At 39.7% G+C, this 24769-nt stretch carries 15 protein-coding genes; 8 read left to right on the forward strand and 7 right to left on the reverse strand.

Annotation, left to right across the window (positions count from 1 at the left end; all coding sequences use genetic code 11):
• The first annotated feature begins 64 nt into the window (after window positions 1-64).
• From JR347_RS03725 to JR347_RS03750, 6 genes are all read left to right on the forward strand, one after another.
• Window positions 65-2722: a triple tyrosine motif-containing protein gene (locus tag JR347_RS03725; protein ID WP_205722708.1), complete on the forward strand. Its 2658-nt coding sequence runs from the start codon at window positions 65-67 to the stop codon at window positions 2720-2722.
• Window positions 2673-3503, forward strand: a complete 831-nt coding sequence (locus JR347_RS03730; RefSeq protein WP_235689794.1) for a hypothetical protein — start codon at window positions 2673-2675, stop codon at window positions 3501-3503. Before JR347_RS03725 ends, JR347_RS03730 begins: the two co-directional genes overlap by 50 nt.
• Window positions 3504-3506: 3 nt before the next feature.
• The gene (locus JR347_RS03735) at window positions 3507-4685 is read left to right on the forward strand and encodes an aminotransferase class V-fold PLP-dependent enzyme (RefSeq protein ID WP_205722709.1); all 1179 of its coding nucleotides are present in this window, start codon (window positions 3507-3509) and stop codon (window positions 4683-4685) included.
• Window positions 4682-5779 carry an acyloxyacyl hydrolase gene (locus JR347_RS03740; RefSeq protein WP_205722710.1) on the forward strand — a complete coding sequence of 366 codons (1098 nt, stop codon included), beginning with the start codon at window positions 4682-4684 and terminating at the stop codon, window positions 5777-5779. Before JR347_RS03735 ends, JR347_RS03740 begins: the two co-directional genes overlap by 4 nt.
• 35 nt (window positions 5780-5814) lie before the next feature.
• Window positions 5815-7719 (forward strand): PAS domain-containing sensor histidine kinase, encoded by a 1905-nt coding sequence (locus JR347_RS03745; RefSeq protein ID WP_205722711.1) that lies wholly within the window; start codon window positions 5815-5817, stop codon window positions 7717-7719.
• A 70-nt stretch (window positions 7720-7789) separates the two neighbouring features.
• Window positions 7790-9160: a dipeptidase gene (locus JR347_RS03750; RefSeq protein ID WP_205722712.1), complete on the forward strand. Its 1371-nt coding sequence runs from the start codon at window positions 7790-7792 to the stop codon at window positions 9158-9160.
• Between the two features lie 148 nt (window positions 9161-9308).
• Here JR347_RS03750 and JR347_RS03755 read toward each other — a convergent pair whose 3' ends face one another.
• The 7 genes from JR347_RS03755 to JR347_RS18400 all read right to left on the reverse strand — a co-directional run bounded on the left by JR347_RS03755 (window position 9309) and on the right by JR347_RS18400 (window position 20055).
• Window positions 9309-10730: a TolC family protein gene (locus JR347_RS03755; RefSeq protein WP_205722713.1), complete on the reverse strand. Its 1422-nt coding sequence runs from the start codon at window positions 10728-10730 to the stop codon at window positions 9309-9311.
• Window positions 10720-13965 (reverse strand): efflux RND transporter permease subunit, encoded by a 3246-nt coding sequence (locus JR347_RS03760; protein WP_205722714.1) that lies wholly within the window; start codon window positions 13963-13965, stop codon window positions 10720-10722. Before JR347_RS03760 ends, JR347_RS03755 begins: the two co-directional genes overlap by 11 nt.
• 25 nt (window positions 13966-13990) lie before the next feature.
• Entirely contained in the window at window positions 13991-15076 is a 1086-nt protein-coding gene (locus JR347_RS03765) for an efflux RND transporter periplasmic adaptor subunit (RefSeq protein WP_205722715.1), read from the reverse strand.
• Between the two features lie 105 nt (window positions 15077-15181).
• Window positions 15182-15517, reverse strand: a complete 336-nt coding sequence (locus JR347_RS03770; RefSeq protein ID WP_205722716.1) for a hypothetical protein — start codon at window positions 15515-15517, stop codon at window positions 15182-15184.
• Between the two features lie 139 nt (window positions 15518-15656).
• A complete protein-coding gene (locus JR347_RS03775; protein WP_205722717.1) occupies window positions 15657-18113 on the reverse strand; it encodes a YbcC family protein in 2457 nt (818 codons plus the stop codon).
• A gap of 19 nt (window positions 18114-18132) precedes the next feature.
• Window positions 18133-19803, reverse strand: coding sequence for a proton-conducting transporter transmembrane domain-containing protein (locus tag JR347_RS03780; protein WP_205722718.1), 1671 nt, complete (start codon window positions 19801-19803; stop codon window positions 18133-18135).
• A gap of 126 nt (window positions 19804-19929) precedes the next feature.
• Window positions 19930-20055 carry a hypothetical protein gene (locus tag JR347_RS18400; protein ID WP_262897030.1) on the reverse strand — a complete coding sequence of 42 codons (126 nt, stop codon included), beginning with the start codon at window positions 20053-20055 and terminating at the stop codon, window positions 19930-19932.
• A gap of 16 nt (window positions 20056-20071) precedes the next feature.
• On the opposite strand from JR347_RS18400, the gene JR347_RS03785 reads away from it, so the two are divergent.
• Window positions 20072-20395 carry a hypothetical protein gene (locus JR347_RS03785; RefSeq protein WP_205722719.1) on the forward strand — a complete coding sequence of 108 codons (324 nt, stop codon included), beginning with the start codon at window positions 20072-20074 and terminating at the stop codon, window positions 20393-20395.
• Window positions 20396-20437: 42 nt separating this feature from the next.
• A complete protein-coding gene (locus JR347_RS03790) occupies window positions 20438-24769 on the forward strand; it encodes a CusA/CzcA family heavy metal efflux RND transporter (protein ID WP_205722720.1) in 4332 nt (1443 codons plus the stop codon).

Below are 24769 nucleotides of genomic sequence, written 5' to 3' on the forward strand. Positions count from 1 at the left end.
AGTGTAAAAGCCCCGCATATTAATGCGGGGCTTTTTTGTTAATTATTGCTAGATTAGTCGGGCAATGCGAAAACTCACATTTTTTTGCCTGACTCTAAGTCTATTTTTTTTAGGGCAATCTAATCTTTTAGCTCAGGAGGGAAATTATTTTATGACCCACTATAGCCATAATAGTGAGGCCATTGACAATACCAATTTTGACATTCTTCAAGATAATAAAGGTGTTATTTGTATCGCTAACAGGGCAGGTGTTATTCGTTTTGACGGGCACTCGTGGGAGTTTGTAAGAACGCCTGCAGCCGTTTTTTCTCTAGCCTTAGATAGTAAGAATACCATTTACATGGGTGGTTATTCAGGAATTGGTAAGCTTTCTTATAATGATAATCGTGAGTTAATGTATGAAAGTATTGGAGATTCCACCATACTCAATAAACAGATCTATGATATTATTTTAAATGACAATGAGTTAATAGCCTTAAGTTCTAATTCCGTTTTCATAACAAATTTAGAGACTGAACAGACCAAAGAAATAGCATCGAAGTACTCAGGAGAATTGTACGAGTTACATATTGTTGATAATCAAGTATATGTAAGTACCGAGAAAAGCGGTTTACAATTGCTATCGAATTCAGATTTAGCAGAACCCTCGCTAAAAGAGTTTGATAAGTTGGATGTTCAGTTTCTTTCAACGCACCCAAATGGGAAAGGCACCTTAATTGGCACATTTGATAATGAACTTTTCCTTCTGAAAAATGAAAAACTCAGTCGAGTTGCAATTATTGATAATGACGGTTACATCAGGAAAAGTGGTTTTGTAGATGGCACCTGGGTTAATGATTCCTTATTTGCAATAGCTACACTTAAAGGAGGGGTAATTTTTGTTAATCACTTAAAAAATGAAATAGCTCAAATAATAAATTATCAGACTGGTTTGCCTGATAACGAAGTGTATGCATTTTCAAAAGACACTCATGGTGGGGTTTGGGTGGCACATAGCGGAGGTTTTACCCGAATATCCCCGAACTTACCATTTAGAAGTTTTCACAAATACCCAGGCCTGAAAGGCGCGTTACTTGCTGTTATAAACCATAATAATAGTCTTTATGTAGGCACAAGTGAGGGGTTGTACTATTTAAAAAAAGTTGAGAATTACGAGGAAACAGAGATTGTAGAGAAGAAAACTGTTTTTAAAAATGTGCCCGTTGAACAGCAAAGTGACGAGAATGAAAAGAAAGGGTTTCTAGGCCTTTTTGGTAAAAAGAAAGAGCAGGAAAAAGAACCGCAAATAAGAAGACAAAAAAGCACCATCGTTCGATCGCGAACAGTAAAAGAATTAAAGTCAGTAGACTTTGAATATATCAAGGTGGCAAACATCCAATCCAAAGTATTACAATTTTATAACCACGGAGAGGATCTTTATTGTGGAGGGCTAGATGGAATTTTTAAAATAGTCGGATCAGAAGCAAAGGACATTACAAAAATTCCCATCCATTATTTTACTGTAGCAAAGAAAAATAATCTTATTCTCGCCTCAACTTACGACAATCAAATTATTTCATTTGCGTTAACTGAGCCACATCAAAGCATAGATTTGTTTTATGATTTTAAAGACAACGTTGATAATATTTTTGAAGACAACGAAGGTCGTATTTGGTTGTCATCTTCAGACGAAGTTTACTATGTTAAAATAAGTGATGGCGAAATAGGCCTTTCTGAGAATTTTCCAATCACTAATCCTTACATGTACAAAACGCTTGGCAATACTGTAGGTGGTGCACCAAAATTTGTGAATGAGTCCGGTGAGTTCTTTGTCGATTTGAAAAAGAAATCGATCAATTATACAGATAGCGCAAAAAACTTGAAATACTTATCTGGTGTAAATGGTGAGGTGTGGGTATATAACAACGATTTATGGAATAAACTTTCGGACAGCTCAAATAATGAGCGACTGAATCTATTGAGTTTGTTTAAAAACATACAATATATTTCATCAGAAGGGGAGGACTATTATTGGGTGGTTACCGAAAACAATGAGCTTTTTAAAATCCTTGGCTCAAATATTAGTTTCACCACACCTTATGATTTGTATCTGAAGCATATCAAAAACTCAGATAAAACCTTATTGCCAAAAGACCAGCTAAAGTTTGAACAAACCAGTAGTTCTTTACTTTTTGAATTCGCTCAACCCGAATTTTCGGGCATATTGGATGTTAAATATCAATACATGCTCGAAGGGCTTGATGAAAATTGGTCGGACTGGTCCGGTAATCACAACATCATTAGTTTTCCTTACTTGCCAGAAGGAAATTATACGTTACGGGTGCGCTCAAAAAATATTCTTGGAGATATTAAAGAAGTAGGGCCAATTAAGTTTGAGATAGTGCCACCTTATTGGAAAAGGCCTTGGTTCTATGCCTTTGAAGTCAGCGGACTGGCTATCTTACTTATAGTATCCGTGCGTTTAAAAAAGCTGGGGTTTAAGTATAGGCTAGCAAGTAGATTGTTAGCTTTAATTACATTAATTATTATCATTGAATTCATTCAGACTGTAGCAGAGAATGAATTCGCGAATGAAAGCTCGCCTGTGTTTGATTTCTTGATTCAGGTTACAATAGCCATTATAGTGCTGCCTGTAGAAAGTTTAATACGTAAATATATATTCCGTGAAAAAGATGTTCAATTACTTGATTTCGTTAGCCTTAAAGGCAAAAAATCTGAATAGTATAATTTTAGTCATTTCTTTGATAGCTGTTGGCTGTGAAAACGGTCAAGACAAAAAGGAGTCATTATCTGAAATTTCTGATATCAACCCCCCTGCTTCAGGATTCGACTCAATTAATTCAGACCCTAAAGCCATAGCCTGGGCAGATGCAACAATGAAAGCAATGGGCGGCAGAAAGAAGTGGGATAATACGCGCTATTTAGCCTGGAATTTCTTTGATAGAAGAGATCTGATTTGGGACAAATATACTGGAAATGTTAGAATTGAAGTGCCGCAGGATTCGATCATCTACCTAACGAATATAAATGATAACACAGGCAAAGTAAGAATAAAGGGAAGGCAAGTTCAAGAATCAGATAGTATCAAGAATTTGATGAAACGAGCAAAGAGTATCTGGATTAATGATTCCTACTGGCTCGTAATGCCTTTTAAACTAAAAGATTCTGGTGTAACGCTTAACTATTTAAGAGAGGACACTACTTTAATTGGTGCACAGTCCCATGTATTGGGCCTAACCTTTAACGAGGTGGGCGATACTCCCAATAATGGTTATGAAATATATATCACCAAATCTGATTCTCTTGTAAAGCAATGGGCTTTCTTTGGTAATGCAGCTCAAGATAGTGCCTCTGCCATTTGGCCGTGGGACAATTACCAAAATTATAATGGGTTACTTCTTTCAGCCGATCGCTCAGATGGCTTGGGGCCACATGATGTTCAGGTGTATGAATCTTTGAGTGAAGAGGCTTTTACCGATTTTGATTGGAAAATGACGGAATAGTTTATGGACATTGATCTTCTTAGAAATGAAACTCCCGGATGTAGTCAAGTCATACATTTCAATAATGCAGGGGCAGCATTAGTATCAAAAAGAACACTTCAGGCTCAGATTAATTGCTTAAAGGAAGAAGCCAATTATGGTAGTTATGAAACGGCTGCCAACTATTCAGAACAGCTATCTGAATTTTATAATGAGGTTGCAACACTTATCAATGCGAGCCCTAATGAGATTGCGTTTACTGAAAGTGCAACAGTAGCATGGCTTCGTTCATTTTACGCCATAGGTTTTAAAGAAGGGGATGAAATAATTTGTGACCAAAGCTCATATGCCAGCAATTACATAGCATTTTTAAACGCTCAGAATAAGTTTGGGGTAAAAATCAAAATAGCCTCAGAAGGGAAGGAAGGTGAGGTATCTTTAGATGATATCGAAAAGCTGATTTCTGACAAAACAAAACTAATTTCCATAACACATATTCCTACCAACAATGGCCTAGTTAATCCGGCTGAAAATATTGGTGACCTGGCAAGTGAGAAAGGAATTTTATACCAGTTAGATGCTTGTCAGTCGGCAGGGCAATATCCATTAGATGTAAAAAAGTTGAAGTGTGATTTTCTTTCTGCTACTGGCAGAAAATATATGCGAGGGCCTAGAGGTACAGGTTTTCTTTATGTGAAGCAAGAGGTCATTGAGAGATTCAATCCGTTAAACCTGGACTTGCATTCAGCGGAATGGATAGATAAAACCACATTCAAAGCACGATCAGACGCCAAAAAATTTGAGACCTGGGAACATAGTATTGCCGGTAAATTAGGGCTAACAGAAGCAACACGACAGATAAATGAATTGGGAATTTCAAACATTTGGGACAGAGTGGTTGACGTTGCTACTTACCTAAGGGTAGAGTTAAGTCAATTAGAGGGCATTGAAGTAACCGACACAGGAAGTTTAAAAAGTGGGATTGTTACTTTTCAAGTTCCTGATAAATCACATGAGGAGATTAAGGCGCACTTATCTCGCCACAAATTCAATACAGTAATTGCTGTCAAGAGTGGAACTTTAATAGATATGTCGAGCAGAAATTTAGATTCTGTAATTCGGGCATCGATACATTATTACAATACAAATTCAGAAATTGATAGCTTTGTCAGCTGTTTAAGGAATTACTTACATTCTGAATGAAGCGGTTACTAACTCTTATTTTTTTACTTCTTGCTTCTTATTTCTATACACACGGCCAGTCTCAATGGTCTTATGGTGTAAATCCTTACTATGGAGCGGTTCTTAAATACAAAAAGAACATGAAGCAGCTCGAGTACACCAATTTACACGGTGTAGAGTTGTATGCAGCTATGCTTACTGAAGGCAGTAAATATTGGCACAAACTTTACAACTACCCTCAATGGGGAATTGCAGCTTCTTATTTTAATTACAACGTGCCTGGTGAATTGGGAGAAGTAGGCTCACTGACCACTTACCTAGACATGACAGCCGGCAAGAAAAAGCATAAGTGGCGATTAAATATCGGAACCGGTATTGTCTATTCAACAGGTAGATTTGATTCACTCACCAATGAAGAAAATAAGGCTATAAGCAGCAAAATTAGCTATGTATTGCGAGGCACCATTCACAAAGAATTTCAATTAAGTGAGAACTATTTTTTTAATGTTAATATCGCCTTCAGGCACTATTCTAATGGCAAATTGAACATGCCGAACAATGGTATGAACTACCCTATTGTAGGTGTTGGTTTGAGGTATGTACCCAAACCTTTTAAGCAAAAAGATATTGAATGGGAGGCTAAGGAACTTGATAGAAAAGTACATTATTCAGTGCGTGGATCAATGTCATGGAGGGAAGTGTGGCAGGAAGACATTAAACATAAAGCCTATAGTTTAAGCGTTTACGGAAGCAAACAAGTATCAAAATACAATACCATACTCGTGGGAGTAGATGCATTTAATTATGATCAACTCTCTGTAGACAGAGCAAATGTAGTTTACAGAGAAAAAGAAGCGATTCCTTCAGAACAGGAATTGAATAACGGCACTGGTCAGGTGGCTGTTACAGTAGGTACTGAACTTTGGATTAGTAAAGTTTCAGTCGTAGTTCAGGGAGGTATTTATGTTTACAAGCCACAAGAATTTTATTCGGGCTGGTATCAGAGGTATGGCATCAAATATAACTTCAACAAGCATCTCTTTAGCCAAATAAGTTTAAAGTCTCACGGCCGCACTGCCGATATGGTTGAGTTCGGTTTAGGGGTTACATTATAAACTTTTAAAGGTATTATTTTGTAATTTGTATTATTATGAATCCTGAAAAGGGCAATAATACCAGTACAGACAAGAAATTCAGAGCCCTGATGGCTAAGGCACATGAGGGAATTGTGCTTTATGACGTTCAGGGCAGAATAACATATGCCACAGCGTCATCCCAAAATATACTTGGATTTGAGGTAGAGGAAGTTTTAGGTAAATCAGGGGTTGATTTCGTTCATCCCGATGAAGTAGAGATTTCGTCAAGAAATTTAGCCAGCGTTCTTAGCGTACCTAAAAGCAGTATCACGTTTAGACAAAGACTTCTCCATAAAAACAAGCACTATATCTGGGCTGAAACAACACTATCCAATTTTTTACATGATCCTGATGTAGGCGGAGTAATTTCAAACTTTCGTGACATTACTTCTCAAAAACTTGCCGAAGATGAGTTAATGGAGAGCAAAACATTGCTTGAAAGCATCAATCAAAATATTAAAGAAGCCATCTATCGGAATTTACCCGACCGTTCTTTTGAGTACGTGAACCAGGCTTTTTTAGAGATGTTTAGGTTTGAGTCGCTGGATGAACTCAATAAAGTCACATCATCTTCTCTTTATGTTGATCCAGATATTCGGCAGTTTGTCAAAAAGGAGCTTTTAGAAAAGAAGGCGATTAATAACATTGAAGCGGAGTTCAAACGTAAGGATGGAACTACCTTTTGGGGTCTTATCAGTAGTACACTCATTACTGCACCAGACGGTACAGAATATTTTGATGGTGCCATACGAGATATCACGAGCCAAAAACAGGCAGAAGAAAAACTTAAACGTAGTGAAGAATTTCTAACCTCGATCAACAGGAATATTAAAGAAGGGCTTTACAGAAGTACTTTAAATAAGGGCATGGTGTATGTAAATGATGCTTTTGCCGAGATTTTTGGATATTCATCTGCCAAGGCAATTTTGGAAACGGATGTAGAAGATCTTTACTACCACCTTGAATCGAGAAAAGAAATTGTGAAAGAGCTAAGAGAAAAGGGTTCAATAAGAAATAAAGAGATACAGTTCAGAAGGAAGTCGGGTGAAGTTTTTTGGGGATTGATGAGTAGTTATCTGAACAAAAGTAATGCAGGGGAATATTATTTTGATGGTGCCATTAGAGACATAACAGAGCTAAAGAAAACTGAGCATAAGCTAATAGTGCTCAATGAAACGCTTAAAAGCCAGAATAAAAAACTTGAAAAGCGCGAAAACGAGTTAAATAAAGCATTGCAAGAGCTTTCTGACAGAAATTTTGAATTGGATCAGTTGGTGTATAAAACGTCTCACGATTTACGCTCACCATTGAGTTCCATATTAGGATTGGTTCACGTGGCAAAACTCGATGATTCCTCGGAAAGCAAAACTGAATACATCGATAAAATTGGAGCAAGTATTCATCGATTAGATGATTTTGTCAAATCGATGTTGAACTATGCCAAAGCCAGTAGAGTAGAAGTTAAAAATGAGGAGTTAAATATCAGAGAGCTCATTGATTCCAGCATCAACGACCTGGAGTATCTTGAGAATTTCGATAAGGTATCAGTTGAAGTTGATATTAAGGGCGAAGAAAAAGTAAACTCAGACAAACTGAAATTAAAGATTATACTGAGTAATATTATTTCCAATGCTTACAAATACATGGATCTTGACAAAGAGGCGAACTTCCTTAAAGTATCGGTGAGTCATCTGAAAAAGACATTGAAAATCTCAATTCAAGATAACGGTATCGGTATAGATGAGGAGCATCTTCCAAAGATCTTCGATATGTTTTACCGAGGCACTGAAAAATCACAGGGCTCGGGTCTCGGCATGTACATAGTGAAACAATCCATTGATAAGTTGGAAGGGAAAATTTCTATTGAAAGTACACCAGGGCATGGTACTACTTTTACTATTACCATACCCATCCGATAGAATAAGGCAAGTTGGCCTTTTCATAAGATCAGAGTACCTTTGTGGCCTCGCAAATAAATAAACATAAACTATGAGTGCAGTAGATTACATTAAGGATAACAAACAAAAATTTTTAGACGAACTTTTCGATTTATTAAGAATCCCATCAGTAAGTGCAGATCCTGCTTACAAAAATGATGTGTTAAAAACAGCAGAATTTGTAAAAGAGAGCCTTGAGAAAGCAGGTGTAGATAAAGCAGAAATCTGTAAAACGGCAGGTTATCCTATAGTTTATGGTGAAAAAATGGTTGACCCTAACTTGCCAACAGTGTTGGTGTATGGTCATTACGATGTTCAGCCAGCAGACCCATTGGAACTGTGGGACTCCCCTGCTTTTGAACCAGTAATTAAGAATGATAAAATCTATGCACGTGGCGCTTGTGACGACAAAGGCCAGATGTATATGCATGTGAAAGCCTTTGAAGCCATGATGAATACTGGTGGTGTAGCTTGCAACGTTAAATTTATGATTGAAGGTGAAGAGGAAGTTGGATCTGAAAATCTTGAAATATTCGTAAAAGAAAATAGAGAAAAGCTTGCCGCTGATGTAATTCTTATTTCAGATACATCAATGATCTCTTTGGACACACCATCTATTACAGTTGGTTTAAGAGGGCTAAGTTATTTACAAGTAGAAGTGACTGGTCCTAACAGAGACCTTCATTCAGGAGTATATGGCGGAGCTGTAGCAAATCCAATTAATGAGTTGTGCAAAATGATTGCCTCTCTTAAAGATGATAAGAATAGAATCACCATACCTGGTTTCTATGATAAAGTAGCAGAATTAACTGCTGATGAGAGAAAGGCATTGAACGAAGCTCCGTTCGATCTGGATGAATACAAAAAAGACTTGAATATTGAAGATATCAGTGGTGAAGATGGTTATACTACTTTAGAAAGATCTGGTATCAGACCGACATTAGATGTCAACGGAATTTGGGGTGGTTACATTGGTGAAGGTGCGAAAACTGTTCTTCCATCAAAGGCTTATGCAAAAATTTCTATGCGATTAGTCCCTAATCAGGTTTCAGATGAAATAACAGAACTTTTCGAGAAGCATTTCAAAAGCATTGCACCAAAATCGGTAAAAGTGAAAGTAACACCGCATCACGGTGGTGAACCAGCTGTTACTCCTACTGATTCAGTGGCATACGCAGCAGCAAGCGATGCATTTGTTGAGGCTTGGGGTAAAGAACCAATTCCTACGAGAGATGGAGGTAGTATTCCAATTGTTTCCCTTTTTAAAGAGGAGTTAGGTTTAGATACGGTGCTTATGGGCTTTGGTCTGGATTCAGATGCCATCCACTCACCAAATGAGCATTATGGAGTGACCAATTTTATGAAGGGGATTGAGACTATTACGCTCTTCTACAAGCATTTCGCTGCTAAGAGTAAGAATTAATTAAAAGGAGCTGTTTCAAAAGACTGTCGTCATTGCGAACGGAGTGAAGCAATCTTGATAATAGCATCTGAATTGACGTTGAGATCGCTTCGTAACCTCGCGATGACGTGATTATATGTTTTGAAACAGCTCCATCTTCTAAACCATTCTAATTCCACCCACCACCAAGAGCGCGGTAGATATTTACTCTCGCCTGCATTTGTTGCATTTTCGTTTCAATCAGATCAAAACGTGATTCCAATGCCTCTCTTTGAGTCAGCAATACCTCCATATAATCTGCCCGGGCGGAACGGAACAGGTTATTGGAGATAATTACCGACTCTTCTAATGCCTGTACCTGACTTACGATTAGATCGTAGCTGTTTTGTAGGTTCTCAACATTCGATAGTTGATTAACCACTTCGATATAGGCATTCAAGATGGTTTGCTCGTATCTAATAATCGCTTGTATCTGACGGGCATTCGCATTCTGATATTCAGCCTTTATCGCATTTCTGTTAATCAAGGGTGAAGCCAGATCACCTACTAAAGCATACATCAATGACTCCGGAGTCTTTACAAAATAAGATGGATTGAAAGCTTGAAACCCTATGCCGGCTTGTAGACCTACAGAAGGATAAAACTTTGCTTTAGCAGATTTGATATCAAGTTTAGAAGCTTGTAGCTCTAGCTCAGCCTGTCTAATATCAGGGCGGTTATCCAGAAGCTGAGCTGGTAATCCATAGCGAATTCCGTCAGGCGATAACTCATCGAAATTATCAACATTAATGGTAATACGCTGCGGGTACCTGCCCACAAGGAAATTAATCTCATTCTCCACTTCAATAATGTTTTGCTGAATTTCAAATTGCAGACTTTTAGTCTTGGCAACCTGAGCTTCAAACCGTTTTACTGCTAATTCAGTAACTCTGGCTGACTCTTTTTGCAGTTTCACCACAGTCAATGCATCAGATTGAATTTGAATGTTCTGTTTAACGATATCTAGCTGCTTGTTTAAAGCAAGCAGTTCATAATAGTTAGAGGCTATTTCAGCAATGAGGTTAGTAACCAAAAAATTACGACCTTCCATCGAAGCCAGATAGCGTTTATATGTGGCAGCTTTTGCATTCCGCAGCTTCTTCCATACGTCAATTTCCCATGAAGCATAAGCTCCGAGATACATATCGCCCAAAGGCTCTGGAAACTCCTTCCCCGGCTTGATTTCAGTGGTAGCTTCTAAAGCTCCATTTCTGGTATATCTACCTACTTTATCAACTCCACCTCCAGCGCCAATATCAACAAAAGGCAAATATTCCCCTTTTCTTGCTTTCACTTCATTGCGGGTCATTTCAACTTCCTGAAGGACAATATTCAACTCCTGATTATTAACTAGTGCTTCATCAATCAAACCAGCCAGCAAAGGATCATCGAAATATGTCCTCCAACTTGTTCTGGCAGAGTTCAGCGTATCGCTACTTGCTTTGATATAACTTTCTGGAGTAGTTGTATTTACTTCCCGTTTTGTTAATTCAGGTACACAGCCACTAACAAAAACAGCAAGCACCACGATACCAAATATTTTATTTCCCATTGTCTTCTACATTTTTTGTTAATACTTCCTGCCCTTTCCAATAAGAGGCTTTGCTTAGCTTTTCCTGTTCCTGAATGGTTCGGATATATTCTTCAGAAAGTGGTTCGTGATCCTGATCCTTGATGAAGTCTCTACCTTCAGCCATTTTACCAAAGATGTAGTACAGACCGGGGATGATGATCACCCCGAAAATGGTACCGATAAGCATACCACCCATGGCCGATGATCCGATCGTACGATTACCGACCGCACCTGCACCGGTAGATAAAACAAGTGGAATTAATCCGGCAATAAAGGCAAAAGAGGTCATTAAAATAGGTCTGAATCGAACCTTGGCTCCTTCTACTGCTGCTTCAAAGATGGTTGCTCCCTGACGGTTTTTTTGAACTGCAAACTCTACAATCAATACTGCGTTTTTACCCAACAAACCCACCAGCATGATGAGACCTACCTGAGCGTAGACATCATTAGCCAGCCCCATAGCTTTCAAAAGCATGAATGAACCAAATATCCCGACAGGTAATGAAAAGATTACAGCCAGCGGCAGAATAAAACTTTCGTATTGCGCTGCTAGCACGAGGTATACGAAAATGAGTACTACAATAAAAATAAATAAAGCTTCATTGCCTCGCTGGGCTTCATCAAATGACAAATCTTCCCACGCGATATCGTAACCACGAGGTAATGTTGAAGCTGCTACTTCTTTGATCGCATTGATGGCGTCTCCTGTGGTATAACCTTCTGCCGGCAAGCCCCGGATAGAGGCTGAATTATACAGGTTGTATCTTGTGATCTCATTAGGCCCTTGTCTCTTCACCAACTTCATGAATGAACTGTAGGGTACCATCTCTCCATGTTCGTTTTTCACAAACAGCTCGTTGAGATCGGAAGGATACCTTCTGTATTCCGGTCCGGACTGCACATATACTTTGAAGAACCGACCAAAACGTATGAAGCCCTGTTCGTAAGTACTGCCGATCATGATATTCAGGTTTTCCATGGCTTTACCAATAGAAACACCCTTTTGCATGGCAACTTGATTGTCAATCTCCAGCTCATATTGGGGATAATTGGCAGCAAAAAATGTGAAGAGTCCGGTTATTTCTTTCCGTTCCTTCAAAGCGGCCATAAAGTTGTTATTGATCTTTTCAAACTCCTGATAGTCAGTCGAGTTAGTTTTATCAATCATGCGCATGGAAAACCCACCAGACGATCCAAAACCCGGCACTGCCGGAGGCTCAAAGAACTCAACAATGGCTCCCAGGTCCCGCGTTTTCTCCTCCAATTCCTCCATGATCTCATGCACGGACTCATCACGATCCGACCAATTCTTCAGGTTGATCAGACAAGTGCCTGCGTTGGACCCACGACCTTCAGTCATAATTTCATAGCCCGCAAGAGCTGAAACAGATTCTACTCCTTCAATTTCTTCACAGATGCGCTGAAGCTCCAAGGCTACTTTGTTGGTTCTTTCCAATGTTGCACCGGGAGGTGTCTGAATAATCGCATAAATGGTTCCCTGATCCTCGTTAGGAATGAAGCCGGAAGGTAGCACCTGATTTTCAAAGAATATTCCTAAACAAAAAACACCCAATACAGCAAACGTCACGACCTTGCGATTGACGATTACCTTCAGTAAGCCAACATACTTGCCTGTCAACTTATCAAAACCTGAATTAAAGCCGGACAAGGCCCTTGTCATCAACGATTTTTTCTTTGGTTTGCCATGATTGTTTTTCAACAACATAGCGCACAATACTGGTGTAAGGGTTAGCGCAACTATGGCTGAAAGTATGATGGAGCTACCCATTGTTATTGAAAACTGACGATAGAAAGTGCCCACCGGTCCCGGCATAAATGTGATAGGCAGAAACACAGAAACCATCACCAATGTGATAGCAATGATTGCACCGCTGATTTCGCCCATAACCTGTTTCACTGCTTTGTATGGTGAGATGTTTTTCTCTTCCATTTTGGCATGCACTGCCTCAACCACCACGATGGCATCGTCAACCACAATACCGATAGCCAACACCATGGCGAATAAGGTGATCAGGTTTATGGATAGGCCAAAAACCTGCAGGATAAAGAAAGTACCAATGAGTGAAACAGGAACCGCAATGATTGGAATGAGTGTTGATCGCCAATCGCCCAGAAAAACGAATACAACAAGTGCCACCAGAATAAATGCATCTCTTAAAGTGTGTGTCACCTGCTCGATAGATGCATCGAGGAAGTTGGACACGTCATAGCTTATCTTGTAATCCATGCCGGGGGGGAAGTATTCTTCCATTTCCGACAACTTTGCTTTTACATTGTCGATAACTTCGGTAGCGTTACTACCAACAGTTTGTTTTAAAACAATAGCCGCTGCCGGATAGCCATCCAAATTGGAATAGATATCAAAAAATTCACTGCCCAATTCAACTTCAGCTATGTCTCTGAGATGAATACTTTGCCCTTCTTCATTGGCTCGGATAATAATATCTTCGTATTGCTCTGGCTTGTTATATCGCTCTTTGTAGAAGAGTACGTATTCCAGTGATTGAGCTTGCTTTCCGGAAGCTTGACCCAAGCGACCCGGTCTACCGATGATGCTTTGCTCTTCCATAGCTTCCATCACCTCTTCAGCCGATATTTTGTAAGCCCGCATGCGATCGGGCTTCAACCAGATACGCATGGCGTACTGCCTACTGCCTAAAATCTGCGCTCTGGCAATCCCTTTAATCCGTTCAATTTCGGGGATCAGGTTAACGTTGGCGTAGTTGTACAAAAACTTCTCATCGGCATTTTTATCGGTGCTGTAGAGGTTAACATACATCAACATACTTGGCTGTATCGGTGTGATAATAACACCCTCACGTTGTACCAATGGCGGCAATAGTGGCATTACCTGATCAACTCTGGTTTTTACCTGAACTACTGCCTGATTTGGATCTGTACCGGGCTCGAAAATAACGCGAATGGTTGCTTCACCTGCACTGGTTGCATCCGAAGAGATGTAGCGCATACCCTGCACACCATTAATTGCTCTTTCTAGTGGAATTAGCGTGGAGTTAACCAACACCTCAGCGCTAGAACCGGGGTAGGCAATAAATATATTTACTGTGGTTGGTGCAATTTGCGGAAATTGTGATATCGGCAAATAATTGATCGCTAGTCCACCCGTAAAAAGCAATATGATGGAGGTAACAATCGCCAGAACAGGTCTGTGAATAATTCTACTTAAGTTCATTTCTAATAAGTTTTAGATGAAAAAATTACTCAGCATGGAGTTCCAGCTTTGCTAAAACCTCCTCCGGTTCCATGAAATTGGCAGCTATATGTTCGCCATCTTTCACTTTGCGTAATCCTTCAAGTAGAATTTTGTCAGATTCTTTCAACCCGCTTTTGACCACATAGAGATGGGTAAGCTCGGCACCAATTTCAATTTCTTTGGAATGAATAACATCATCATCACCAACTACAAAGACATAGCGTTTATCTAAGATTTCAAACGTTGCTTTTTGTGGGATTAACAATGCCTCTTTTAAAGGTGCATCGATTAACACATTACCTGTTTCGCCATGCCTTAAGAGCCCTTTCGGATTTGGAAATGTGGCTCGGAAAGAGATGTTTCCGGTTGCATTATCAAAGTCAGCTTCAATAGTTGTGACTTTACCTTCATAATCGAAAAACTTGTTGTTAGCCATCATTAACCTGGCTGATATAACGCTGTCTTTTGTTACCTTTTGGCGATAATCAAGGTATTCTGCCTCAGGCACATTGAAGTAAACCCACATTTCATGGTTATCTGATAAGGTGGTCAGCAATTCGCCTTCTTCAACCAAACTTCCTTGTCTAACATGAAAGTGGTCCATGATGCCATCAAATGGTGCACGAATTTGAGTGAAATCGAGGTGAACCTGAGCCAATGCCAGCTCGGCTTTAGCTTTGTCCAATTTGGCTTTAGCTAGTGCCAGCTCATTCGGAGCCACTACATTAGTTTCTGCTAGCCGCTTCGTGTTTTGGTATTCGATATCCGCGAAGTTTGCCTCGGCTTTGGCTCGCTGTAATTCTGCCTGATACAATCGAGGCATGATTTGGAACATCAACTGTCCCTTCTTGACAAACTGTCCTTCATCCACAAATATCTTCTCCAGATAGCCTTTTTCCAGCGCTCGAAGCTCGATGTGTTGAGTAGAGTGAATTTGACAAACATAGGTTTTAGTGATAAGTGTATCTTTTCTTATCGGACTGGTCACTAAATAAGTAGATTCCAGATGGTGATTTTCTTTATGGGAGTTGCAGCCAAATCCAATGATCACCATTGTAATGACTGCAAGAATGATATTCTTGTTATTCATTTTGAAATTATTGTTAATGAGAATTATTTTCTCAATTCACTTTGGATGAAACCAATAGTGAAATGCAAGTAAGGTGTGAGCTATCTTTTTATGATAGCTGGTGCATTAACAATGTATTCGAAGTTGACAGTTGAGTAAGAATAATTTAGGACTGTCAAATTTTGAAAGTGGGCTAAAAGAGTTACCTCTTTTTACTAAACCTGAGTGCAGCGAAAATTTCTCTGAAAAAGAAGCATGATGTAAGGGCCAGTGGTTGTCAGAATCAACTTCTTTCGATTCGGTGAGTTTATCCTCAATTGATTCTTCACCAGTCTTTTCTTTGGATTCAGTTTCTAGCTCAATTGCCAGTTTATCATCCTGCAAAAGATCATACCATATATAATCTGTAACTGCCAGCGTGAGCAGTAGCGATAATATGATATGAAAGATGTTTTTCTTCACTAATGCAAAGTTATAATTAATTATAACTCACACTATATACGCAGGATTTTTAAAAAGTCACCTGAATTTCAAATAAAAAAGCAGAAGAGATACAATGCCTCCTGCCTCATATAATCGTCAAAATGATCAGACTACCCTTCTAGACTACCTCCCACTGCAAATCACCAATATACTTATAGGCCACTTTACCCTCTGCATTCATAGCGAATAGGTAAATCCACTCGTTGTCACATAAATCTCTGATCGATTGATGTTTCTCCAGAATTTTACTCATCTCATCCACCGGAGCTTCAATAATTACATTCAATCGCTGTGGCTCGTGCTGATATTTCTGTCCATCAAAAACTGACTGTAGTGGCAGACCTACTCGCAAGTCGCCTGCAAACCCTTCAAACACACCAAGTCCGCCTACCACGTTGTGCAACGTTTTGTTACCTGACCCGAAGACTTTATTGTCAACCGTTGAAGCGTAGTACTGCAAATTGATCCAGCTAGTTACCACCATCGGGGCAGTCATGATCAATTCAAGTACACCAAACGTTTTGTCTTTCTTCCAATCATAACTGTGTAGGAATGCTTTTCCTCCAAAATCTACGCCCTGAGTACGTTCTCTGGGTGCCACAATAAAAGAAGAGCAACCTGCAAGACCCCATTCCGGTCTTACTTGCGACCAGTCTTTGCTTCTTGCAAATACTTGTTGTTCCACATTGCCTTCTTTCAGATTCATTCGTTGCCCACGCTCACTTCTAGCCGCAATTGCTGCCATTCGAAGATATTTCTTCAAGTGCGAAATCTCCTCATTATGTGATGCAGGTATAAGATCGATGTTAAATAATGTTACCTCATCTGTAGTAGTATCATGCTTGCAGGCAATGAACACAGTAGTCTCAGGAATTTCAATCCCTACATTTATTAGTGCCTTACGAACATCTGAATCATTGAGAACAGTAGCTGCAACTTTGGCATTGGCTTCACCGGTGTTCCCACCACAAGCACCACAATCAAGGCCTGTTGCGTGTGGATTATTTACTGTAGATGACCCGTGCCCGACAATCAGCACAGACTTCGAAAAATTCTCTGTGAGCGACATGGCTCGCAGTGTGTTTTCTGCCATTTTAATACGTTCTTCCAAAGGAATTCCATAAGCTCCAGTTACATCTTTGTTGGCCTCGAGACTCACCCTTTTCTTCTCCACTGTTTTGTCATCAAGACCTACCTGATCCGGATGTATAACAGGACGCGTTAAACCAAATGAGTTGGTGAACAACTTAGGTAAGAAAGAAAGTCCTATCGGGGAAACAAAGCTGAAACAGCTGACGGCCCCTGATTTAAAAGTACTCCACGCTTTTTGAACATGCTGTTTCAAGCTTCTATTGGCAATTATTTTAGCATCAACTTGTGCATCACCTGTGGTCTCTTTAATGGTGTGTGACGTATTGAGCAACACAGGGCAGTTGTTACTTCCATGCTCGTGGCCCATTTGTGTATACTTAACAGGGAAGGCAAAGAAACCTGCAAAGCCCATAGTGGCAATGTCAGGATCCAGTGCTTCCAGATTTCTTCTGTACAGCTCTGATCGCACATCAATGCAGAAGATAGCCTGTGCTCTGGGTGTTTTGGCTTCAATAGCACTTTTGCCATCTTTCGCGATTTTATTGATAATAGTGCGTTGGTTTGCAAGGTCAAAAGCATCTTGCAGAACCAGCTGATTTAACACTTGCTTATCTGCGCCCTCAACATGGTTGTAAGTTACAATTATGCTTTTGTTGACAGACCATTCGCTTTTAAGCTCATCGGATTTAATGAGCTCTAGCAGGCAATATTCCCAACTCAACAAGATGGTGATGAATTCTGAAGTGGCTCTACTTTCTTTGTTTCCGGCCAGATTCGCTTCAAAATCAATTCTGGCACAAAAACCTGCCCAACCGCTCATTGTCATGGCCAGTCTTTGCAAGTACAGTTCTAACGCATTTTCCGGTACCTTAAGTTTTTCAAGAATTGTCTTTGCTGCTTCCAGTGAGTTTTCAGGAAGGGTTTTTACCAGATTTTTAAATCCGGAAAGTCCCATAAGTTCAGTGCTGTAATCAACTTCAGCTTCCTCTTTCCAGGCAGTGTATAAGGAGTCTTGCTTCTTTGCTGTTTTCCATGTGGCCTGATTTTGATCGAAATAAGCTGCTGCCCAGTGTGATATTCGATCGATCATGAACCTCTTCCAGTCTTTACCTTTCAGGTTGCTGGCAAGGTCACCGACTGTCTTTACCTTAAATGCTTGATCATCAGTCTGCTCAAATAGTTGAGCCAGAAATTCATCGGCATTTATTCCCTGTTTATGCTTGTTCAGAGCATTTGCGATATCCTCTTTTGAAATTCTACCTTCTTCCAGAGCTTTCAGGTAAAATGATATGGGTAATGTTGGCTCTGCATCAGCGGTAATTTTTAGCTGCTGCATCACTTCACCAAAAGGGCGGTTTGCCATGCCCAGATAAGGGTTAACCGCAACGAAATTCTCCAACGACCAAAGCGGGGCAATTTTCGCTGAAGTGTTCTTAAGAAGTGATTCTACTTCTTTGATGTTTTGTTTTTCTGCTAATTGCATTATAATAATCGAATTAAGCTTATTGATTTGATATTGTTTGTGACTTGTAAATGAGTTCTCCATTCTCTTGAGCATACTCATTTACTCCCTCGTTGTTTTCTTCTGCCTCAACTGTAAGGTTCGCCCATTTGAATTTGTCGTTTTTCAAGGCACCAATCATCCTGTCGAAAATAACATTGGCATACAATCCATTTCTTAGGTGCACACCCAAGCGGTAGCCAAAACTTCCCGACTTTAGTGCCGGTGATATTAGTTGAATGAATACAACCGATCCGAAAAGAACCAAGGTGGTAATGATTACTCCTTTAATTAATAAGGAAGGTGCAGTATATACCGGTACCTGTGAGGCGAGTAATACGTGAGCCCCTTTTTCCAGACTAAAGAATGCCAGTGATACAATAAACACCATTACTCCTGATTGAAGGATGGCCGATAGACTGCCTTTAGAATCAATGGTTGTTACAATCAGCTGAGAAACGCCTAAGGCGATGATTGCACCTACTGCCATTAACGAAAACTCATTAACAGGATCAAGACCCCACCAGTAGCAGAACAAGGCATAGATGCCAAGTGAAAATATAACTCCAAGTAAAATTCTTGGAATACTTCCCAAGCGATTAGGCGTAACTACCTTTTTTGCCTTTACTACCTCTACAACACTGCCTGATGAAAGGAAAGAATTCGCCTTATAAAAAGAGTGCGCTACCAAGTGCAAAATTGCTGCGCTATAAACTCCAAACCCACACATCAACAAACTAAAGCCCATATGCGCAACACTGGAATATCCTAACGAAACTTTAATGGTTGGCTGCGTCAGATACACCACAGAAGCAAACAAGGCCGTAAACCCTGCGATGATGATCAACACCAAAGAAGCGGCCTCAGATAATTGCATTAAGAAGGCAAATCGTACCATTAAAAACGGACCGGCATTTAAAAGACCGGCATGCAACAGGGCCGAAACAGGTGTTGGTGTTTCTACTACCTCAATTAACCAGCCGTGTGTTGGGAACTGTGCCGATTTTAGTACCGCAGCGATCACCAATAAAACTGCTGCGGTTGTGAGGGTAGAATTAAGCGTGGTAAATGTTGCTAACTGGTCGAAGATTGACTGCAAATCTCCAGTGCCAAATTGAAAGAAGATAAGGGCGAATGCAATTCCTAGACAGATATCTCCAATTCTGGCTACTATGTATTTTTTTCTAGCCGCAGCAATTGCTTGCGGGCGAGTTCTGTAAAAGGTGAGTAAGTAGTGTAGGCAAACGCTGGTTATGATCCAGAAAATGAAAAGCTGAAACAAGTTTCCTGAAAGAACCAATAACTCTACTGAAGCAATGGTTGCTGCCAATCGGCTGACGAATATGTGATGTCTGCTATCCCCATCGAGGTAGTTGATGCTAAACTTCAATATGACAAAGGCTAGCAACGCAATCATGACAAATAGAGTCATACTTAAAGCATCCAGCCTGAGGGAAAATCCCAGGTCAGAAAACCCGAGCAAAACACTTTGTGTTGTTCCAAGATACCAGGTTAGGCAAGCACTGGTAACCGCAATTACAATGCCCAACCATCCAAATGATTCAATAACACCACGCTTTGGCTTGGCTACTTTAAGTAGGAGTATCAATGAAAGGGCATAGAGAATTAGTGGAGCAAGAGCTGGAAACAGAGATATTAAGTTCGTTTGCATGATATTGTGAATATTTTAATGCAAAGCAACTAATCTCAATTCATAAATGAAAATTAATAATTTATATGATAAACATAAATATTGTTTATGTTATAATATTCGTTTAAGGAATTTTAGAGCTAGACTCTAATCAATATCAGGAACTAATCCTGCTCTGAATTCGTACTTAAGCTGATCAAAGTCAGTTTTTAATAAATGATAACTTGGTACATTTAACTCGTTGAAAAGGCTCGCTAAGATATTGCTCTTCATACCTGTTATGCTTCTTATGCTGCATACGTTGGTTCAGCATAAGCATGTGGTAGTTAATGATGGTAGTCCTTACATTCAAAGCTGCCAGCATGAAGTAGATTTTTTTGGTTTAATAAGACATGCCTTTGAAATTGACGAACGTCAAAATCATTTAGAAGAATTTGAAGTAGCTCAGTTCGAAAATATACAATTTGAAAATGCGGCAGTAGTCATAGCATTATTTTCCATTGTTAATGTTTCTTCAGATTATATCAAAGCATGGCCTGAATACAGCGTGTCTTTACCAACAGATTTTTACATTCCTAATTTAAGCTTCCGTGGTCCGCCCACGCAATCCTAATCTCGCCATTAGTTGATTAATTAAAGCTTAAATCTTACTCACATGTTAAATAAAATCATTGGCCTTAGTCTGGCCAATAAATTAATCGTACTCCTATTTGTACTTTTTCTAATCGTATTTGGCAGTTTTTCATTGTCAAAAATACCAATAGGTGCTGTACCGGATGTAACCAACAACCAAGTGCAGGTAATCACAACATCCAGAGACCTCTCTACACAGGATGTAGAGCAGTTTATTACCAGTCAGATTGAAATGGAACTGGTGAATATTTCTGGAGTGAAAGAGCTCAGATCCGTTTCAAAATTTGGGTTGTCTGTCGTTACTGTGGTTTTTGAAGATGACATGGGCACCTACCTGCCCCGGCAATTAATTGCTGAAAAACTCAAATCGGCCTCAGAAAAAATTCCTGATGGATTTGGGGTTCCTCAAATGGGACCAATTACAACAGGGCTGGGAGAAATCTATCAGTATGTGTTGGAGGTCGATCCTGCCTATAAGGATAAATACTCCACGATGGATCTTCGGACATTGCAGGATTGGGTAATAAAACGCCAGCTTTCAGGTATTGAAGGTGTGGTTGAAATAAATACATGGGGTGGTTTTTTAAAGCAATATGAGGTGCAAATCGACCCATTAAGATTAAGAAGCTTGAACCTCGATCTTCATAGTGTTTATACTGCGCTCAACACCAACAATAATATTGCAGGAGGTGGATATATTGAAAAAGCAAGCCGGGTCTATTTCATTCGTGGTGAGGGACTAACGAAGAATATTGATGACATCAAAAACATTGTAGTTACTCAGCGTGGGGGCATTCCAGTGTATATCAAAGATATTGCTGAGGTAGGTCTTGGACATGCTACTCGCTTTGGTGCTGTTACAGGCAATGGAGAAGGAGAGAAAGTTTTGGGTCAGGTAATGATGCTGAAAGATGCCAATTCCAAAGCCGTGATTGAAGCTGTAAAAGAAAGAGTCGATCAAATTCAGCAAAACTTACCTCCGGGAGTTTCTATCAACCCATTTTTGGAGCGAAGTGGTCTTATCGCGAAAACCACCTTTACCATTTCTGAAAATTTAATTCTAGGTTGTCTGATTGTTGTATTCGTAGTAGTGCTTTTATTAGGCAACCTTAGAACAGGTTTGGTCATCGCTTCTGTGATTCCCCTTTCGCTTCTTTTTGCGCTTTCCTGCATGTACATTTTTGGTGTCGATGCGAATCTTATGAGCCTTGGAGCTATCGATTTCGGTATCATCATCGATGGGGCAGTGATTATAGTAGAGTTTATCGCATTTCAGATAACCTCTCGAAGCATGGAGCTGCAGACCTTAACAAAAGCTAACAGAAAGGTAGAGATTGATAAAGTAGTTTTAAACGGAGCTTCAAGAATGATGCATTCTGCCGTATTCGGGCAATTGATCATATTGATAGTTTTTATTCCTATCCTATCACTTTCAAATGTAGAGGGCAAAATGTTTAAGCCCATGGCCCTCACCTTTTGTTTTGCACTGGTGGGTGCGATGATTTTGTGTTTCACCTATGTGCCGGTTGCCTCAGCCTTATTCTTGAAACCCTCTGGTAAGCAATTCAGATTTTCAATGCGTTTGATTGAAACACTTAAGAAAATTTACGAACCCTTATTAAGAAAAGCGCTGATGGCAAGAAAATTAGTTGTGGTTGTAGCCAGTTTAATTTTGGTCATGGCAGGGATTCTTTTTTCTCGGTTGGGAGGTGAATTTGTTCCGACATTGGATGAAGGTGACTTCGTGATACAACCTGTGCTTCCGTCAGGCACTTCTCTTAGCGAAACAATTAAAATAATCACGCACATTGAAAAGGTGGTGGGTCGGTTTGATGAAGTTGAACAAGTGGTCACACGTATAGGTGCTGCCGAAGTTCCAACAGACCCAATGTCCATGGAAGAAACGGATGTTATTATAACTCTGAAACCTCCATCAGAGTGGAAAAATGCTACATCGAAGGATCAACTTGCAAATAGCATTAAAACGGCACTCTTAAGTGAAATTGAAGGGGTTGATTACGAGTTTACCCAACCCATTGAAATGCGATTTAATGAGCTGATTACAGGAGTGAGAGCAGACCTTGCCATTAAAATATTTGGCGAAAATCTAGATACACTGGCTGCCAAAGGAGATGCCGTTAAATCTATCATTTCTGAAGTTGATGGCGCCTCCGATATCATCGTGGAAAAAATTGATGGCTTGCCTCAAATGTTGGTGAAATATAGGCGTTCACAAATTGCCCGATACGGCCTTAATATCAGTGACGTAAATCAGGTGATAAGTGCAGGTTTTGCAGGTAAGGTCGCAGGTAGTATTTATGAAGGAGAAAAAAGGTTTGATTTGGTCGTCAGGTATGATCAAGCACATCGCAAGGATATTGATAATCTAAAAAATTCCTTTGTTACCAGCCCCGATGGGCAACAGATACCATTGGATCAGCTTGCTGACATTAACTATACAACCGGTCCCGCAAAAATCTCGCGTGACAATGCAAAAAGGAGGATAGTGGTGAGCGTAAATGTCAGAGGTAGGGATTTAGAGTCAGTGGTTGATGATGTTTCAAAAATTATTGATCAAAAATTGGCGCTACCTTCCGGGTATTATGTGGAATATGGTGGTCAGTTTGAAAATTTACAAAGCGCCCGAAAGCGATTGTACATTGCAGTTCCTGTGGCATTGTTCTTAATATTTATTCTGTTACACTTTGCCTTCAAATCGTTGAAAGATGCCTTTTTGATTTACACTGCCATCCCTTTAGCGGCCGTAGGCGGAGTATTGTTTTTGTGGATTAGAGATATTCCATTCAGTATTTCCGCTGGAGTTGGGTTCATAGCTTTATTCGGCATTGCAGTACTCAATGGTATTGTGCTTATCGAGCATTACAAGGAATTGCAACAATCCGGTAAATACCAATCTGTTGACGAGTTGATTATTCACGGAACATTATCCAGACTTCGACCGGTATTATTAACAGCAAGTGCAGCAGCTCTGGGATTCTTACCTATGGCCATATCTACATCGGTAGGAGCAGAAGTTCAAAGGCCACTTGCTACAGTAGTAATTGGCGGACTTATCACGGCCACCCTTCTTACATTATTTGTTTTACCGGCCGTTTACAGAATGTTTTTTGAATTGAAGTCAATCAAAGCTCCTAAGCCCATTGTTGTGTTCGTTTTAATCAGCTTGATGCTGTCAGTTACTGCCAATTCTCATGCACAAGAAAAGGTTTATTCACTAGAAGAAACTATTCAGTTGGCCAGAGAACACAATGCCAATGCTCAGCGGGCCTCACTGCAAGTAGAAGAGCAAAAAGCAATGGAAAAGACGGCTTTCGAAATCAACAAAACGGGGGTTTACTATAGTTATGATGAAAACAACATTGCACCAAATGGTGATCCACTACGTGTTTGGGGTGTGCAGCAGTCTTTCGAATTCCCAACGGTTTTCTCTAACAAGCTCAAACTCAATAAAGCATATACAGATTTAGAAGAGCAGCAATATAATCTTGAGCTATACAAGCTGGAAGAGCAAGTTTCAAGGTCATACATGCAAGTGGTTTATCTGGCAAGCTTACTTAACGAATATAAAAAGTTGGACACTATATATGTTGAGTTTGGTAAAGCAGCTGAAAGAAAATATGAGCTAGGTGAATCTAACGCTTTGGAAAGTCTGACAGCCCAGAGTAAACAATATCAGGTGAGTTTAAAGATGAATGAAATAAGGCAACAATTGAAAGGTGCTTATGAGTTACTCTATGCACAGGTGCAAGTGGATGAAGCCTTTTCTGTTGCTGATGAGTCACTTAAAAAACTGCCATTAATTATCATCGATTCTTTAAATAACCCACAAGTAATGGTTTATAATCAAAGGGAAAAGTTGATTGGTCAGGAAACGAAATGGCAGCAATCCAAATTTCTTCCGGATGTGAATCTTGAATACTTCAGAGGAACCAACAGTGCTCCAATGGCTGAAGTATACACGGGTTTTAGTGTGGGCATAGGAATTCCTCTCTTCTATGGTGCTCAAAAGGCCAGATTATCACAATCAAAAATTAGATCTGAGATTGTAAACAAAGAGAAAGAAGACCTTAGCATACAATTGAATGCGAAAAAAAGAAGCCTACTAGCTGAATTAGAAAGCGACAAAAAATCAATTGAATATTATGAAAATACAGGAAGTCAATTGGCTGAAACACTCCTAAAAACAGCAGATCTATCTTACCAAAAAGGCGAGATTGACTACTTGCAATACATTCAAATTTTAGAGCGAGTCATAGAAATCAGGACAGGAAAGATTGATGCTCTGATGGAGTATAACATGACAGTATTATCACTTAACTACTTAATGAACTAA

The organism is Fulvivirga lutea, from assembly GCF_017068455.1.
GTDB classification, from domain to species: Bacteria; Bacteroidota; Bacteroidia; order Cytophagales; family Cyclobacteriaceae; genus Fulvivirga; species Fulvivirga lutea.